The organism is Chryseobacterium cheonjiense, from assembly GCF_012927265.1.
GTDB classification, from domain to species: domain Bacteria; phylum Bacteroidota; class Bacteroidia; order Flavobacteriales; family Weeksellaceae; genus Chryseobacterium; species Chryseobacterium cheonjiense.
In genome coordinates, this window is the sequence record NZ_JABBGF010000001.1 from 558,006 (window position 1) to 574,678 (window position 16,673).

Annotated in this window: 14 protein-coding genes; 10 read left to right on the forward strand and 4 right to left on the reverse strand. The window is 37.1% G+C overall.

Translation table 11 applies throughout. The features are described 5' to 3' along the window. Positions 1 to 121 precede the first annotated feature (121 nt). The 7 genes from HHL20_RS02730 to HHL20_RS02760 all read left to right on the forward strand — a co-directional run bounded on the left by HHL20_RS02730 (position 122) and on the right by HHL20_RS02760 (position 6,388). Positions 122 to 757, forward strand: coding sequence for a DUF2652 domain-containing protein (locus HHL20_RS02730; protein ID WP_169229656.1), 636 nt, complete (start codon positions 122 to 124; stop codon positions 755 to 757). A gap of 258 nt (positions 758 to 1,015) precedes the next feature. Continuing rightward, positions 1,016 to 1,825 (forward strand): helix-turn-helix domain-containing protein, encoded by an 810-nt coding sequence (locus HHL20_RS02735; RefSeq protein WP_169229657.1) that lies wholly within the window; start codon positions 1,016 to 1,018, stop codon positions 1,823 to 1,825. Positions 1,826 to 1,986: 161 nt separating this feature from the next. Continuing rightward, the gene (locus HHL20_RS02740) at positions 1,987 to 2,856 is read left to right on the forward strand and encodes an SDR family oxidoreductase (protein ID WP_169229658.1); all 870 of its coding nucleotides are present in this window, start codon (positions 1,987 to 1,989) and stop codon (positions 2,854 to 2,856) included. Positions 2,857 to 2,881: 25 nt separating this feature from the next. After that, positions 2,882 to 3,409 (forward strand): SRPBCC family protein, encoded by a 528-nt coding sequence (locus HHL20_RS02745; RefSeq protein ID WP_169229659.1) that lies wholly within the window; start codon positions 2,882 to 2,884, stop codon positions 3,407 to 3,409. A 127-nt stretch (positions 3,410 to 3,536) separates the two neighbouring features. After that, on the forward strand, positions 3,537 to 4,397 hold the full coding sequence (locus tag HHL20_RS02750; protein ID WP_169229660.1) for a helix-turn-helix domain-containing protein: 861 nt from the start codon (positions 3,537 to 3,539) through the stop codon (positions 4,395 to 4,397). A gap of 411 nt (positions 4,398 to 4,808) precedes the next feature. Then, positions 4,809 to 5,333, forward strand: a complete 525-nt coding sequence (locus HHL20_RS02755; protein ID WP_169229661.1) for a hypothetical protein — start codon at positions 4,809 to 4,811, stop codon at positions 5,331 to 5,333. Between the two features lie 467 nt (positions 5,334 to 5,800). Then, positions 5,801 to 6,388 carry a GNAT family N-acetyltransferase gene (locus HHL20_RS02760; protein WP_169229662.1) on the forward strand — a complete coding sequence of 196 codons (588 nt, stop codon included), beginning with the start codon at positions 5,801 to 5,803 and terminating at the stop codon, positions 6,386 to 6,388. 22 nt (positions 6,389 to 6,410) lie between these two features. Here the strand turns inward: HHL20_RS02760 and HHL20_RS02765 are convergent, their stop codons facing one another. The 4 genes from HHL20_RS02765 to HHL20_RS02780 form a co-directional block, all read right to left on the reverse strand. Beyond that, complete coding sequence (locus HHL20_RS02765; protein WP_169229663.1) at positions 6,411 to 8,123, reverse strand: hypothetical protein; 1,713 nt, start codon at positions 8,121 to 8,123, stop codon at positions 6,411 to 6,413. A gap of 7 nt (positions 8,124 to 8,130) precedes the next feature. Beyond that, positions 8,131 to 8,607, reverse strand: a complete 477-nt coding sequence (locus tag HHL20_RS02770) for a DUF5675 family protein (RefSeq protein WP_169229664.1) — start codon at positions 8,605 to 8,607, stop codon at positions 8,131 to 8,133. 375 nt (positions 8,608 to 8,982) lie between these two features. Beyond that, complete coding sequence (locus HHL20_RS02775; protein ID WP_169229665.1) at positions 8,983 to 11,172, reverse strand: ATP-binding protein; 2,190 nt, start codon at positions 11,170 to 11,172, stop codon at positions 8,983 to 8,985. A 267-nt stretch (positions 11,173 to 11,439) separates the two neighbouring features. Then, a complete protein-coding gene (locus HHL20_RS02780; protein WP_169229666.1) occupies positions 11,440 to 12,042 on the reverse strand; it encodes a Crp/Fnr family transcriptional regulator in 603 nt (200 codons plus the stop codon). Positions 12,043 to 12,234: 192 nt separating this feature from the next. Between HHL20_RS02780 and HHL20_RS02785 the strand changes: the two genes are divergently transcribed. From HHL20_RS02785 to HHL20_RS02795, 3 genes are all read left to right on the forward strand, one after another. Continuing rightward, positions 12,235 to 12,540 (forward strand): hypothetical protein, encoded by a 306-nt coding sequence (locus tag HHL20_RS02785; protein WP_169229667.1) that lies wholly within the window; start codon positions 12,235 to 12,237, stop codon positions 12,538 to 12,540. Between the two features lie 357 nt (positions 12,541 to 12,897). Continuing rightward, positions 12,898 to 13,422, forward strand: a complete 525-nt coding sequence (locus HHL20_RS02790; protein WP_169229668.1) for a hypothetical protein — start codon at positions 12,898 to 12,900, stop codon at positions 13,420 to 13,422. 283 nt (positions 13,423 to 13,705) lie between these two features. Further along, entirely contained in the window at positions 13,706 to 16,219 is a 2,514-nt protein-coding gene (locus HHL20_RS02795; protein WP_169229669.1) for a PAS domain S-box protein, read from the forward strand. Positions 16,220 to 16,673 lie beyond the last annotated feature (454 nt).

Sequence of the window (16,673 nt, forward strand, 5' to 3'; positions counted from 1 at the left end):
GGAACTTCTGTTATCTAAAGGTAGCGGTTAACTGAAATGTCTTGATTTTCGTTTTCTTACAATTTATCGTTCATGAGGGTATCTACATTTGCATCATAAAAGAACGTAAAAATATTTCATTATGAACTGTTTATACAAAAAATATTTATCCGAAAATAAAAACATCCGGGTCGAAAAGGGGCTCATAATTATTCCTGACATCAGTGGCTATACGGAGTTTGTAAACGGTATATGTATTGAGGCCGGACGTTACATTACCAGAGAACTGCTTTCCACGATTTTACAGGCCGATACAATCGGGATGAGCGTGTCAGAAATCGAAGGCGATGCCATCTTGTTCTATAAATTTGGCAAAAAACCTCCCGTACATAAAATTTTAAAGATGTATGAAACAATGCTTAATGCTTTTAATATAAAACGTAAAGAGATTGAGTCTGTGGTGGGATATACACTCAATTTATCATTAAAATTAGTAGCGCATTACGGATCTTTCTCAGAATATACGATCGGACCTTTTAAAAAGCTTTATGGAGAGCCGGTTGTGAAGGCGCACTCGCTTTTAAAAAACAATATAGAAAGTAAGACGTATATATTGCTGACCAGTGCTCTCGTCGGCAATCAAATGTCTGAAAAAGAATATTCTTTTATCAATTACCAGTCTGAAAATATTTTTACAACAACCATAAAAAACGAGAAAAATGGAACAAACAACAAAGGTAAAATTCGACCAGTCAGCTTACAATCCGGTATTGTTTAAAAGCTATAAGACCGTTAAAAAACTAATTAAGTATAGTTTTTATCTCGCTCTGGTTTATTTCCTCTATGAAGGTTTTATGTCTTGGGATTAATTGCTCACACTATTACCTGATCGCCGTTGATGAGAAATTCATCAGCGGCTTTTTTGATGGTGCGGTATATTATAAAAATTTAAATACTTTTGTATAGGTTAATCATCTATAACCAATTGTATCATTTATTTTAAAATGATAACGGTTTGATTCCAAAACTTATACATATGAATGGCTATAATAGTTACCGAATACCCGTGCCAACAGAATTTGAAGAAGTTTTTTCGCATTTTTATTATGCTGAAAACAAATCGGAAGCACTGGTGGAAAAAACGCTATTGCCTTCATACCAGACAATCCTGATTTTTAGTTTCGGTACTTCCGCATCTTTTATTTCTAAAAATAATACCGAAATTATTGTTGAAAAATGTATAGTGTTAGGTCCTATAAAACAGGCTTTTGATTATATTCTGCCGGACGGCGCAGAGATCCTGGTCTGTAATCTCAAAGATGATGCTTTTTTCAGATTTTTCGGAAATACAGCTTTTGAAGATGATTTAGGAGCGAATCCGGATGAGCTGCTTGGTCAAAATTGCTTTACAACACTTTGGTCAGAACTGAATAAGATCAATACTGCCGAAAGCCGGGTTCAGACATTGCTGGATTTCTGCAAGCCTTACTTACGGAGCCGTGACGAGATCGCAAAACAAATTGCTGACTTCGACAGAGCAGTCTTCAGCCCTATCAAAGAGATTTCAAGGAAAAATAAATTATCAGAAAGGGCACTTCAGATGAATCACAAAAAGCATTTTGGCTATACCTCGAAGGAATTGTACCGCTACCAGCGTTTTTTAAAAGCACTTCAGATTATTCAGACCCATTCTTCCCGAAATATGAAATTAGATTGGTTTGAGGTAATCAATGAATGTGGCTATTACGATCAAAGTCAGCTTATTAAAGATTTCAAACATTATATTAATCTCAGTCCTTCCAAATACCTGAAATTTCAGGAATCAATATGTGACCCTAAAAATTAAGGTCATATCCATTGATTTTTAAATATTCCATACCGTCCGATTCTCGAGTTGGCGGCTTTTATTATTGCTTTACATGTGTTAATCTGTAAAGAGGCTTCGTTTTCTTACAATTTTAGCTCCTCTATTAGACCGAATTTTGGGTTATTAAAAAAAACAGTTTTATGAAACAGACAAACCTTTTAATTACAGGAGCAACGGGAAGTGTAGGTACACAGCTTGTTAAAGAATTAGTGAATATGAATGTGTCTTTTAGAGCATTAGTCCGAAACAATGATCAGAAAGATTTGATGGCCAATTGGCCGCAGGCTGAAACAGCAATTGGTGATTTATCGGATCCCGACAGCCTTGCTCATGCGTTGCGGGGAATTGAAAAAGCATTTTTGCTGACAAACTCATCAGAGCATAGCGAAGAACTTCAGCTTAACTTTGTTAATGCAGCATATAAAGCAGGAGTAAAGCACATTGTAAAATTATCCCAGCTGGCTGCTGAAGAAACTTCACCGGTCCGTTTCCTAAGATATCACGCCGCTGTTGAAAAAAGAATTAAAGAACTGGGCATGGATTACACGTTTTTACGTCCCAATTTATTTATGCAGGGTCTTATTGCATTCGGACATTCGATTAAATACGAAGGAAAATTTTACGGATCATTGGGAAATGCAGCTGTTAGTGCAGTTGATATTCGGGATATTGCAGGAGTAGCTGCAAAAGTACTGACGGAGCCGGGTCATGAAAATAAGATCTATAATATAACAGGACAGGAATCCATTACACATTTTCAAATGGCAGAAATATTTTCCCGTGTATTGAATACTAAAGTTACTTACATTGATTTAAATTCCGACCAGATGCAGGAAGCATTAACCGCTGCCCGGTTTCCGGAATGGCAGATAGGCGGCCTTATTGAAGATTATGCACATTATGCAAGAGGAGAGGCTTCTGAGATTTTTAGCAGCGTTCAGGATGTAACCGGAAGTCTGCCGGTAAGCTTTGAACAATTTGTTCACGATTATCAAAAGTTTTTTAAATAATTATTAATCTCTAAAAATTAACGAAATGAAAATATTGGTTTATAGTCTGCTTTTAATAGCAGGAGTCATTGCAATAGCCGTTACCTGCCTGGAAATGTTCACTTCATATACTGTGTCAGAATCTATTAATAAGGAAGCTCCGGTAAAGACCTATCAGCAAATTACGATAAATGCCCCTGCGCAAAAAGTTTACCAGCTGATGAGTGATATCAATCGTTGGAACGAGTGGCATACTGACGTTAAAGATCCTAAACTGAACGGACCATTTAAAAAGGGAAGTTCTTTCGACTGGAAAAGCGGGGGATTAACGATTCATTCAACCTTACATACCGTATTGCCCGGACATAAAATTGGCTGGTCTGGTAAAGCTTTCGGAGCATTTGCCATACACAACTGGTCCTTTGTAGAACAGAATGGAAAAACAACTGTGAAAGTCGAAGAAAGCATGGAAGGATGGCTGGTATCTCTTATGGGTAAAACATTTCAGGAAGGTCTGGAAAATTCATTGCAAGTCTGGCTGCGGAATCTTAAAAGCAAAGCAGAAGAAAAATAGATTCTGATGATCTGAAGCTGAATCGGTTTTTCCCGAATTACCATTATACAATAATCATTTTATTAAAAACTTTCTATATTTGATGAAGCTGAATAAAACTATTCACCATTAAATCATCAAACGGATTATGGTAAATGATTACAAAAAATATGAGCTATTCGGGAAAACCCTGATGCAGAGAATTGAGTTGACGGGGCCTTTCAGGTATGATTTTCCAGTTGCTGAGCAAGCCTGTTTTATTTACGTTTTAAACGGAGAGCTTCAATACAGGACGGATGAAACAGCTTTTGATATTCCTGCGGATTATTCTTTATTTCTGAATTGTATAAGTTCAGGAAAACATGTTCATAGTTCAGGGCAGGAGGAAAATTGTCACATTGTTATTGTTACCTTTTATCCGGATATTTTAAAAAAGATTTATGACCGGGAATTGCCTTCGCTTTTTCAAAAACCGGAAAATGTAGTCTCAAATAAATCTAATCAGAAGATCAATAACGACTTTCTGATAAAAAAATATGTTGAGGGACTGCTTTTCTATTTCGAAAATCCGTCACTCGTTAATGAAGATATTCTGGTCCTTAAGCTGAAGGAGATTATTTTATTATTGGCGCAGTCTCAGAATGCAGATTCCATTCAGCTGATTTTGTCACAGCTTTTTTCTCCGGCAACGTATACTTTTAAGCAGATTATTGAAGCTAATGTATTTTCACAGCTCACTATTGAGCAGCTGGCCGAACAAAATAATCTCAGCGTTTCTTCTTTCAAAAGAGAATTTGCAAGACTTTATAATGATACGCCTGCAAATTATATCAGGAATAAAAAACTTGAGAAAGCAGCCGAACTGCTCCAGATATCCGATAATAGAATTACCAATATCGCCTATGACTGCGGCTTTAATGATCTGGCTACTTTTACGAAGAACTTTACGGATAAATTCCACAGCAGTCCTTCAAATTACAGGCTCAATCATAAAGAAAAGTCGAATTGATAATATATTACAGAGCCTTTTTGAATTATAATTTATTTTTAATATTAGAAGTTGTCTTAAAAAAACTTAATAAAAACAATTTATTGATTTCTTACTTTATTTCAAATTAATTTGCTGAAATTCTTAAAGTTAACTTTAAAAATAAACAAGTTTATTTAATTTAGAAATTAAGAAGAACCTATAAAAAAATTATTTAGTAAAATTTAAACAGCTTTTTCAATTAAAAATAAATTCCACAACTCTGAATAAGTATTTCTGAATACATCGGCGATGCTTTCTTGAACTAAAATCTCAAATATCTGAACCAAATCACAAAACCATTCTTGTCTATCTGTTGCAACTTTGTCCTGTTATTTCAGGGAAAAAATTCCCTGTATGACAGAATTTTTAGTTAAACAAATATTAAACAAAATGAATTTATCAGGTTTAGGACTTTTTCATACCATCATCGGTGTTTCAGCAATTGCAGCGGCAGTAATCGGGTTCATAAGATATGGCAAAATCAATCTTGCCATGCTTTCAGGTAAAGTGTACTTTTATGCAACGCTCATCACTTCAGTTACGGCATTAGGGATTTCAAAACATGGCGGTTTCAATGCGGGACATGTTTTTTCTTTATTTATTATTGTTTTGATTGTTGTTGCGTATTTTCTGTTTTCAAGTAAAAAAGAAAACCGGAAAGCTGCATATTTTGAGAACTTTTTATTATCATTCAGCTTTTTTCTATCGCTCGTCCCTACGGTTAATGAAACATTCACCAGAGTTCCCATCGGGCATCCGCTTGCGAAAGACATTAAAGATCCCGTGATCGGACAGACACTTCTTGTTCTTTTTATTCTTTTCATTGCAGTTTCTGTTTTACAGTTTCTGAAACAAAGAAAACTCAACAAAAAAGCAGTTCTATTAAAAGCAGAAGAGAATCCAGATGGTTTTTAGTGACTTAAATATCCAAGATATTGAAAATGAAGGGGACGTATTAAATTGATGTTTCTTCAGTAAGTAAAGGCTCTATCATCAGCTCGAAGCAAAAAACGGGAAAACAATCCGTAAAATTTTATTAAAAATAAAACATTTAATGCAGCAAGCACTCACAAAAATGTGGGTGCTTTCTCCATATAATTACAGATTTCCGAAATTGATTTTGTTCCATATTATTAATATGAATAATAAAAAAATGTGTATTTCTATATTATCTGTTTGATTGTCAGTTAATAATAAATTGTTAACTTTAAATGTTCATAATGTTGATCCTTTGTTAATGAACCTTAACAAATAAAAATGGAAATGCTTTGTTTTTTTAGATAATTTTGAGCCGTTAAAAGTGAAATATTCCTGAATTTAATTACGTAAGGAATTGACAAGGTGATTATTATATATAGTGTGTAATTTTTGAAAAAAGAGTAATGATTAAGGCAACAAAGGATGATATTCCCAAAATGATAGCAATACTGACAGAGTCTTTTGAAGACAACCAATCTGTAAATTTTGCTGTAAAAAACAAAAAGTCACTTCCCTGGCTTTTTGAGTATTCAATCGCCAAAGGATTTCTTTTTGGTGATGTCTGGATGAATAAAGATAAAACCGCCTGTGCGATTTTACTGGATCCGAAGAAAAAACAATCGGGTTTACGATCAAAACTGCTTGATCTTAAATTGGTTTTTCAGGTTGTTGGGCTGTCCAGAATGAAGAAAGTCCGTAAGAAAGAAATGATTACCGAGCAAACGCTTCCTCAGGATATAAATTATATTCATTTATGGTTTTTGGGGGTAGCACCTGAAATGCAGGGCAATGGAATAGGCACTTTATTTTTAAAAAAGCTCATCGAACATTACAGACCTTCAAAAGAAGCCATGTGTCTGGAGACTTCCACACTGGTAAACATTCCTTTTTACGAGAAACAGGGTTTTTTAAGATATGCAACAAAATATTTCGGATTCGAGTTCTTTTTTTACATTAAACAGCTGCAAAATACAAAGGAGTTTATGTACTAAACTCCTTTGTATTGATTTGTGATTATTCAACGTCCGGAACAGCTCCGAGAGTAAATTCTATATTTCTTTCCTTGTAAACATTAGGATTTTCTGCAGTAGGTACAATTAAGGTTAAATAGGTTCTTTCATACGGTTCGTAATTTTTTAAAGCGTCTGAAAAAGACTGTATGTCATATACCGGATGAGATCCCACCGATTTAATGAGTGTTCCCGGTAAAATATTGTTGCGGTGTAAGGCGCCGCCCACGGTGATGGGTCCAGCCAGCAGGCATTTTACATTTTGTAAAGGGGTGCTATATCCGTTAAACATATAAAGCTGGCCTTCCCACGGCATGGCATCAATCATACCGATTGATGGTTTGTATTTTGCTTCTTCTTTAGCGATAACCGGCTGGGTAACCGCATGCTGTACAGATATTGTTTTGACGCTACTGTAGTCTTTTGCCATTTTGGTCATTTCAGTGCTGTTCAGTACTCTTTTTATGGATGTTTTGCCACTTCCGCTGTTATTTCCCCATCGTACACCATTGGCAATAAAGCCCACATAATCTTTTTTACCCAATGCTGCTACTGCCGCTTCAATATTAGGAGTAAGGTTAGGGTCATTCTTGGATAAAGCCTCCGCATACTGGAGATGGAAATTCTGTAGTTTTTCGTTACCTTCAGCTTTAGCTTTTTCAGCCGCAGCAAGATGATTTTGGATGGCCTCCGTTGCAGATATTTCAGGAAAAAATATTTTTTCAAATGCATCAATCATCTCTTCATCCGCATCATACATCTCTATTCTTGTAGCATTGATAGTTTCATCCTTGTACTGAGAGTTCACTTGTTCGTTAAAAGAAGATTTCATTGATTTTTTACTGCTTCCGAATCCGAGAAATGCCCATCCGCTGGACTTTTGGCTGGTACTGCTCTGGTAGGCTTCATTCAATACCTGATTTATAACTGCAGTGGCATCAATATGAGCGCTGATTGAGCTTACTTTAGAATTCTTAAACTTATAGCTCACCGATATATCTGCATTTCCGTCTGCTAAGACATTCTTGGTATATTCTGTAGGATTTTCTATCCTGATATTTTTGAAAGTGCCATTCACAATGTAGGTGCCGGGAATACTTTTGTTATATACCGTTTGCCCACCGGCTTCCACCGTAAACTCCACCTCATTGGGAGAAATAATCTGGCTCTGGAAGTTGGTATTAAAATCAGTAATGAGCTGTTGCTGCGGTGCAATTACCGTTGCTTCATATTGACTGGCCAATGAAAATAAGTAATTGACAAGGGATGGATTTGAATTTACCAAGGGGCTCAGCAACGGCTGTCCGTTCATGTTTTTAACAATAGGAGCATAATATGCCGATAGGGTGGTGCTTCTTATTGCTGCGTCAATGGATGCCTTCTGGCTTTCATTGGGTAGCGCCAGTTCCTGTGTGACAGGGATCACCAATGTTCGGATGTCATCAGAGTTTTTATAAGTCTCTTTTCCTTTACTGTCTATATATTTAATATTATTCACATCAAACTTCAGGATCGGCAAGATATACACTCTCCCGATACTGCCTTTTGGGACGCTCTCATAAAAGCCGTGAGTTGTGTAGGGTATGTATTTTCCATTTCCGTCTAAGGCAATGTAATTGACTACGGAAAACCTGTTCGTATTGGGAGGGATCGGTTGTGAATAAGCATTTTCGGTACTGGCAATAAGTATCAAAAAGATAATTAGAAAATTTTTCATGATGATTTTATTTAAAGGTTACGGTAATGTTTTTATTGGGCGTGCTGTTGGGATCAGAAGTTCCGTAAAATGCTTCCTTCAGTTGGGCATAAGCGCCAGCACTTTGCTGAACACTGCATTCCGAAAGATTAGCTCTCATTCCTACCAATACACATCCTTTAATTTGCTTGGTATAGTTTCCCATATGAATCTGTACCCCATCCCGGTCGGGTACATTTTCGAGCTGTATTCTCCATCCGTCACTTTTATCATATCGTAAAATTCCTTTATAAGATCCCGAAGGAATACAGCTGATGTTTTTTGCATTGTTTTCCCAGGGTAATTCTAAAGTATAGCAAACCGCTTTATTATTAATGCTCAAGTATCCCATGATACAGGCATCAGATGATATTTTTCTTTCAATCGTTATCTCGTAATTTTTTTGCGCAGAAAAATATGTGAAAGAAAGTGTAGCTAAAAAGACGAGCAGGAATGGTGCTTTCATGACTTTATTTTTTAAACCGGAAATTATTATGCTTACAGCCGATGCCTGAATCTTATAAACATGGTTCATTCGCATAATATGACCCGAATTATTTATGGTAAAATTATTCGTTACCTGAATAACAGTCCATAGCACTTTTGTGTGATTTTAGCTCCTGTTATTTGCACTTAAAATTAAACAGAGTGATAAAGAACTTTTTGAGGTAAAGATTAGATAAAATATTACAGAAATAATAGCATGACATTAGCCCTACTGTAAAAATTATCGTTAAATAATGCTAAAAGATAGGTGTCCTCGCAGAATAAACGAGATGAAGTGATATTAAATTTTAAGAAATATGATAATCAGAAAAAGCAGTTTTAAAATGTTCCCTGATTATCCTATAGGAAGGGTGAACCAGAATGTACTTCCTTCTCCTTCAGTACTTTTTACACCTATTTCTCCGCCATGTTTTTTAATGATGTCAGCGCTGATATAAAGTCCCAATCCAAGACCTGTAAATCTTTGTCCCTCATAATTGGTTCTGTAATAGCGTTCAAATAAATGCACCTTTTTTTCAGGGGGTATCCCGGGCCCCTCATCCTGAACGCTTATTTTTATTTCGTTATTGCTGATTTTCTCTGCTCCAATAATGATTTTTTCAGATTGTGGCGCATACTTTACGGCATTGGTAATGAAATTCGTCATCACTTGTCCTATTTGTTGGCTGTCCGCCGTGATAATTTCATGAATATCCCCTTCCAAAATAATTTCCTGATCGGTAATCTGCGCAAAGTTGCTACAGCAGTCATCAAAAAGTTCGGATACCGTAAAGGACTTCTTTTCCAATTTGATATGTCCATGCTCCAAACGGCCTGCGTCAAGTAATGTTGTTATTAAAACTGATAATTTTTCGACGCTTTTAATAGCCTGAGTCAGCAAGCGGCTTCGGGAGTCAGCCGGAAGTTTATCATAAGACCTTTCCAATAATTGTAATGAAGCCTTGAGCGCTGTAACCGGTGTCTTCAGCTCATGACTGGCAATGCTGATAAAGTCTTCTTTTCCCTGCATCACCAGACGTCTTGCCGTTACATCCATGAATGTGCCGATTCCGCCCGTTAATACACCGTCTTCATTAAATAAAGGCGCTGCATTAATCGAAATGTACATACGTTCTCTTCCCGGAGCCTGCACAGCGATTTCATGATCGAAAACAGGTTTTCCGGTTGCCAGCATAATAGACATCGGATGTTCCTCGGAAGGAAGCAGGGTGCCGTCAATTCTAAGATTTTGCCACTCCGGGGCATCATAAGCTCTTTCCTTAATAGCGCTTTCGTTGAGGCCCAGGATCTGCTGAGCCATTGGGTTGGCATACACCAGCTGTCCGGTAGCATCGATCACTCCTACGCCTTCTGCCATGGTATCAAGAATACCCTGAAGGCGCTGCTCGCTTTTTTTCAGAGTTTCTGCCAAAACACTCTTTTCATGGATAGTCGCATCACGTTCCTGAACTGCAAGCACTTGTGGTGTGACTTCTACCGCCATATCAATAACTCCGGTAATTACACCATCTTCAATAAATGGGGTATAGTTAAAATTAAAATAACGCTGCTCCAATTGGTCGTTGCGCTTGAGCTTTACCGGATTTGAATGCTCAGAATGAGCTTTGCCAATATGAAAAGTTTCCATCAGCATATCGGCGGCAGGCTGCCCTTTAAGTTCGGGGAATTCTTCAAATAAATTCTTGCCTATGATCGAATGATCTTTTCCGATAAGCTCGAGCATGGCATCATTAATCATGGTTACCGTCAAATGATTTCCCTTTAACAGCATCATGGCAACGGGAGCCTGAGCAATAAGGTTGCTGAAACTTATATCGCTTTCAGAAAGTTTTCTGTTTAATATTGAAATTGTATTGTTTAATGCAATTAGTTCTTTATTTTTAACTTCCAGGTTTCTGTTGGAGTGGTCCAGGTGTGCAATATCATCTTTAAAGACATGATTGTCAGAAATCAGGTCTTTATTTTGCTGTTCAAGAGCTTCATTCAGCTGATGGATATTTTTGCTGGAATCATCTAGCTCGGTGTTGGCTGTCGTGTACTTTTCATTTAAAGCATTGAGTTTCTCGGTAGAGTTTTGCAGCTGTTGATTTACCTGTTTAAGTTCATTAATCTGCCTTACCAGATCCCTGTTCCGAACACGCTCGGTGACATCATTTCCTGTATGTATAATGCAGATTACAGCGCCGTCTGCACTCATAATGGGTTTGTACGTGAAATCAAAGAAAGAACTGACTGTTTTCCCATCCTTTTCCAGCGTTACGGGAATTTCTTTTGCTTCAAAAGGTTCGCGTGTATTCCAAACCTTCAGCAATATATTATAAAAGGAAGGTTCTTTCGCTTCAGATAAAGTGTCTTGGAGTGTCTTGCCGATAACCGATTCATTCTTTCCCCAGATTGTAAGCATCTCGTTATTTGCCAGCTCAATGCAGAATTCTATTCCTGTATAAACTGCTATAGCCTGAGTGGATTGCTGTAATATTTCGACAATCGAATTGCTGTCCAGAGGAAATGAAGGTTGGGGCATTAGTGATTAGGCATTATGAAATGATACAAGATTGAACTTACAAAGTTACAATATTTATCATAATAATGAATGAAAAACAGTTTTCAGCGTGACCTACCGAGTTATTTGATTGACAGCATTAATGTGCAGGACACGCGTGGCCATGTGTTACGGATGCTTTTATCCCTTTTTTTTAAATATTAGCTAGTGTTGGAATAAATGTTAAGTTCATTGGCGAACCCTTTGTTGCTGCTAATGATTTACATTAAAAATATGATATCAGATTCATTACTTGTGATAATAAATTTTTCCGCCCTCAATTTTCAGAATGTGCTGCTTTTCCATTTTTTTTATAGTTCTGATAACAGTTTCAATGCGCAGCCCGGTTAATCCTGCCAATTGCTTCCTTGAAAGGGGAATAGGCCTCGGTTGCCTGCTGTAAGTGCTGTTGTATTCTTTAAAATACTCCATTACGGTTTGTAGCTGATGGGAGGGATCATTAGAAGAAATGGTAAAGAGCATTATCGATTTGTAATATAATCGTTCCGCTAAACATCTGAATATATTAAGGGAAACTTCGGGATTGAGTAACAGGAGCTTAAAAAATGCAGGTTTCGATAATCTCAGGATAACACAGTAAGACTTTGCCACTGCCGACATGGGATACGGCTTTTCCGTAAAGAGCACAGACTCTCCAAAACATTGCCCCGTTGAAAGGATGTTTTGGGTAAATTCCTTACCGGACTCGTTGTAATTGGTAAGTTCTACGGTGCCTTCCACAATCTGATAATAGAATCTGGGAGCATATCCTTCCTGAAATATTTCCTGATTGATTTCATAGGATACGTATTCTGCACCGTTTTCTAACAAAAGATTCTCATTAATAATCATATATTGCATTTAATGGTTGTGACGAAAATCTTAGTATCAATTGGTAATTTATATGTGCAAAGATTATTCCATCATATTCATATACATGTATTTACAATATATAAGTTTAATAATGGTTAAATATATACTATAAAATAAAAATTAGTTGATATATAAACTAATTTTGTATTTTAGTACGGTAATTTAACTAAAATGGAACTTCCGGAAACAGGCAGCTGTTGCAAAGATTATAAAGCTTTAGTAGACCAATATTTGTTGATGAACGTTAGGAATACATTCGGCATAGAACTTCCAATTGCAGACGAATATTTTGTTACGCTTAATATGATTTCTAAAAAGATAATTGTAGCGAAAACATTCTCCGATACCGTCATAGAAAATCAGCCGCTCCATTATTTATTGAATTCATTGATTCATGCCATTAATAGCGGACTTGTAAAATCGGACGACATGATTGCCGAACTCGCAGCAGAAAACACGACAGTTACTAATTTTTAAAAATAAAAAAGCGGCTTATTTGCCTAATTAACTTTTTATTTTTTGTCCGGAGATGGATTAAAATTTCACACCCTCATTCTTTGGTGATTTAAATTTAATTTTTTTATGCCCAATAATACGAGTAAATAAAGCAATTTTTAAGTGTTAAAAAATATATCGCTATTAGTAGAGTTATTTTTTTTATTTCAGGAAATTAAATTTTGAAATTTCCACAAAAGATAGACTTATATATAGCTTATTATCAGCAATAAAAAAGTACAAAAGATTCGTTGTTTTTCACAAGAAATGTTTCGTGGCAAGTCTATACATTTGCACCATAAAAATTAGAATTAATTTAAAAAAAGATACCAATCGTTTATGAAAAAGTGTATTCTTGCTTCTGTTGCTTTATTAGGGTTCATCACAATCGGAGCACAACAAAACGTTACGTTAAACGTAAGACTAAAACCAATCCAGACTTTGGTGGTTAACAATTCTCAGAAAATCGTAAACTTAGACTATGTAACGAAAGATGATTACGCAAACGGAGTTTCTTCACTTAATGCGGATCATTTAACCATCTTTAGTACCGGAGGTTTCCAGGTAAAAGTAAAAAGCGCTAACGCTGTTTTACAAAATGGTGGTAAAAACATCCAGGCGAATACCATTCAGCTTAAAGCCAGTGCAGGTACAGATGCTGTAAACGGAGCACAATATGCACAGGGTGCCACCCTTTCTACAAACGAAACAACCTTGGTAACTTCTACCGTAGGAGGTGTTGATAAAAAAATCAGTATCGAATACAAAGGTGCAGGAGCAAATGCTTACCTTGACAATTATATCGCAGGACAGGATCCTACCGTATATACAACTGAACTTACCTACACGATTATTGCACAATAATAAGTATTGTAGATTTATTTGTCAAAATTAAAGAGGCTGTTTCAAGTGAAACAGCCTCTTTAATTTAATAGTTATTTCGCTTGGAATCTTAAACTAAGAAGTTCCATTAAAGCTTTTTTCAAGACTTAGGTGGTACTAATTAATAATGTCGTATCATAACCCAATATCCATATCTAAAAGCGTCTTCATTTATTAATTTTCTGTTGTGGTACGCTTTTCAACAAAGCAAAGAGAGAAATCGTTGCTATTTTTGTATTTTCGTGAACCGAAACTTTAAGCAACGATGAAAGATCCTGTACCACCCTTAGATTTTGAACAACTTATCAATGTGCTTTCTTTTACAAACACCGCCACTGCTGTGCATGTTGGTGAAGATGCAAGGATAGAATTTGCAAATCAGGCAATGTTAGCCATTTGGGGTCGCGGCTCGGAGGTAATCGGAAAAGGTCTTGGTGAGGCCATGCCTGAACTGTCAGATCAGCCGTTTATTGAAATGTTTGCAAAAGTATGGCGTGAAGGTATTATTATTTCGGGAAATGACACCCCCGCAGAAATATTGGTGGATGGTGTATTGGATACGTATTACTTTGATTTTGAATATCGCGCCATAAAAGACTCAGATGGTCGGGTAATAGCCGTATTGCATACCGCTACTGATGTAACCGAGCGTTACCTGAACAGGCGTGAACTGGAAGAAGCCAGCCAGAATAAAAAGCTTCTTATCCGGGAGCAATCGCTCAACGAACAGCTTGCAGCAGCCAATGAAGAATTGAGTGCAATTAATGAAGAGCTTCAGGCAAGCCGAGAAGAACTTTCACGAATGAATGTTGAGCTGGAAAACATCGTTCAGGATCGCGTAAAAGCACTGGTAGAAAGTGAAGAACGCTTCAGATCTATGGCAGACAATACCGATGTGCTTATAGGTGTCCGTAATGAGACGGGGCAACTGATTTATTTTAATAAAGCATGGTCACAGCTTAGCGGGCGAACTGCAGATCAGCTGATCAGCAGAGGATGGCATGATTTGATTCATCCAAATGACAGACAAAAATTTTTAGATATGCATCGGCAGGCATTTGCGAGAAGAATTTCTTACAGTGCCGAGATGCGTTTGCTGGGATCTGACGGATCTTATCATTGGCTCTTAAAGAAAGGAACGCCAAGATTTCTTTCTGACGGAAGCTTTGCCGGCTATATCAGTTCCTGTGTAGACATTACCCAGCTAAAACTGAGTGAACAGCAGCTACAGGATTTAAACGAAGAATTAGCAGCTTCCAATGAAGAGTTTGCTGCGCTTAATGAAGAGCTTGCAACAACCAATGAAGAGCTTGCAGAATCCAATGAAGAACTGCTGCGCAGTGAAGCGCGTTTCCGGAATCTCATCAGGCAGGCACCGGTTGCCATCTGCGTGATCCGGGCCGAAGATCTTATTGTTATTGAAGTTAATGACGGTTATCTTGAATTGGTGGGCAGATCCAGGGAACAATTGGAAAAACGCTTTATCTGGAGTGGGGTAGCCGAAGCAGCGGAAGTATATTCTCCGATAATGCAGCAGGTAATTAAAACGGGAATTGCTTTTCATGGAAGAGAACATGAACTTGTTCTGAACCGAAATGGAGTAGACGAAACCGTGTTTGTCGATTTTGTTTACGAACCCGTAACAGACCTGAAAGGAAAAGTTACCTCGATTATGGTAGTAGGAAATGATGTGACCGACAAAGTAATGGCCAGAAGGCAGATTGAAGACGTTGAAGAACGTAACCGTCTTGCTATTGAAGCAGCAGAAATCGGAACCTATGAACTTAGCTATGAGGAACAATTAGTTATTGGCTCAAAACGGTTTGATGAAATCTTTGGTGTTACCAGTCCCGCTTCAAGAGAGCAGGTGCTTGCTACGTATCATCCTCTTGATGCACATCTTAGCGACCAGGCTCATGACATTGCCAGAAAAACCGGAAAACTTTTCTATGAAACCCGTATTGTGCTTGCCAACAATGCTGTAAAATGGATTCGCCTGCAGGGGAATGTTCATTATGATAGTGAGGGTAATGTAAAAAAATTACTTGGTACTGTGATGGATATTACTGCCTTAAAACAAATCCAGCAGCAGAAAGACGATTTTATTTCTATCGCCAGTCACGAGCTTAAAACACCGCTTACCAGCCTGAAAGCTTCTTTGCAGCTGCTGGAAAGGATGAAGAGCAGCCCGACAGCATTGCTTCCGCGGTTAATTGACCAGTCTAACAGAAGTATGGAAAAAATTTCTGAGCTGGTGGAAGAATTGTTAAATGTAACCAGAATAAATGAAGGCAAAGTTATGTTAAACAAAAAGAAGTTTAATCTGACAAATATGGTAGACGAATGCTGCTCACATGTCCTTCAGCTGGGAACGCATGAACTGGTAGTGGAAGGTGAAAGAAACCTTGAAATCATCGCAGATGAAAACCGCATACAGCAGGTAATCATTAATTTTATCAATAACGCCATTAAATATGCTCCCCAGAGCCGCGAAATATTCCTGAAGATTGAACAAGGGGCAGGTTCGGTAAAAGTTTCGGTGAGAGATACCGGTCCCGGAATTCCGGCGGATAAATTGCCCTATCTGTTTGAGCGCTACTACAGGGTTGATCCGAAAGGGATACAGGCTTCCGGGCTTGGATTGGGACTGTATATCAGTGCCGATATTATCCAGCGCCACGGCGGCAAGATTGGTGTTGAAAGCACCGAAGGCACGGGAAGCACCTTCTGGTTTACCCTTCCTGATCAGGCTGAATCATCTTCCGAACCTGTTTTTTAACACAAAATAAATTAGTCTAAAGTCATCAGCGTACCGAATTGTAATTTTAATTAAGCGTATTCTTATCGGGAAGAGTTCTTATTTTTAATATAAATTACCCGTTGTGCATTTTGAATTATTGTTTTTCGAAAATAAGTGAAACGGCTTTGTTTAGCTTTATAATAAGTATTTTTTTTATAATTCTTTGTATAACCTTGCGTTTTTATTGGTAGGAAATGCATTTTTTTTAATAAATATTTATTTTTTAAGAAAAATAATGGTATTTCAGTTAATAAAAAAGGCAAATGTTTAATTATCAGTCATTTGGATGTATTTGCGAAATGCACAACGGGAATAAATTCTATTATAAATTAATATGAAAGTTATCTTTCATAATGATTATATGGTGTTGATAATCTATTATTTGCTGGCATTTTATTTGTTTATTATAGCTAAAATAAAATTATGGCAGATA

What these genes read in the sequence shown, in the direction of transcription:
- HHL20_RS02785 (WP_169229667.1), top strand. Translation starts at nt 12,235, where the DNA reads ATGGAACTTCCGGAAACAGGCAGCTGTTGCAAAGATTATAAAGCTTTA.
- HHL20_RS02730 (WP_169229656.1), top strand. Translation starts at nt 122, where the DNA reads ATGAACTGTTTATACAAAAAATATTTATCCGAAAATAAAAACATCCGG.
- HHL20_RS02750 (WP_169229660.1), top strand. Translation starts at nt 3,537, where the DNA reads ATGGTAAATGATTACAAAAAATATGAGCTATTCGGGAAAACCCTGATG.
- HHL20_RS02770 (WP_169229664.1), bottom strand. Translation starts at nt 8,607, where the DNA reads ATGAAAGCACCATTCCTGCTCGTCTTTTTAGCTACACTTTCTTTCACA.
- HHL20_RS02765 (WP_169229663.1), bottom strand. Translation starts at nt 8,123, where the DNA reads ATGAAAAATTTTCTAATTATCTTTTTGATACTTATTGCCAGTACCGAA.
- HHL20_RS02740 (WP_169229658.1), top strand. Translation starts at nt 1,987, where the DNA reads ATGAAACAGACAAACCTTTTAATTACAGGAGCAACGGGAAGTGTAGGT.
- HHL20_RS02760 (WP_169229662.1), top strand. Translation starts at nt 5,801, where the DNA reads ATGATTAAGGCAACAAAGGATGATATTCCCAAAATGATAGCAATACTG.
- HHL20_RS02735 (WP_169229657.1), top strand. Translation starts at nt 1,016, where the DNA reads ATGAATGGCTATAATAGTTACCGAATACCCGTGCCAACAGAATTTGAA.
- HHL20_RS02790 (WP_169229668.1), top strand. Translation starts at nt 12,898, where the DNA reads ATGAAAAAGTGTATTCTTGCTTCTGTTGCTTTATTAGGGTTCATCACA.
- HHL20_RS02780 (WP_169229666.1), bottom strand. Translation starts at nt 12,042, where the DNA reads ATGATTATTAATGAGAATCTTTTGTTAGAAAACGGTGCAGAATACGTA.
- HHL20_RS02745 (WP_169229659.1), top strand. Translation starts at nt 2,882, where the DNA reads ATGAAAATATTGGTTTATAGTCTGCTTTTAATAGCAGGAGTCATTGCA.
- HHL20_RS02775 (WP_169229665.1), bottom strand. Translation starts at nt 11,172, where the DNA reads ATGCCCCAACCTTCATTTCCTCTGGACAGCAATTCGATTGTCGAAATA.
- HHL20_RS02755 (WP_169229661.1), top strand. Translation starts at nt 4,809, where the DNA reads ATGAATTTATCAGGTTTAGGACTTTTTCATACCATCATCGGTGTTTCA.
- HHL20_RS02795 (WP_169229669.1), top strand. Translation starts at nt 13,706, where the DNA reads ATGAAAGATCCTGTACCACCCTTAGATTTTGAACAACTTATCAATGTG.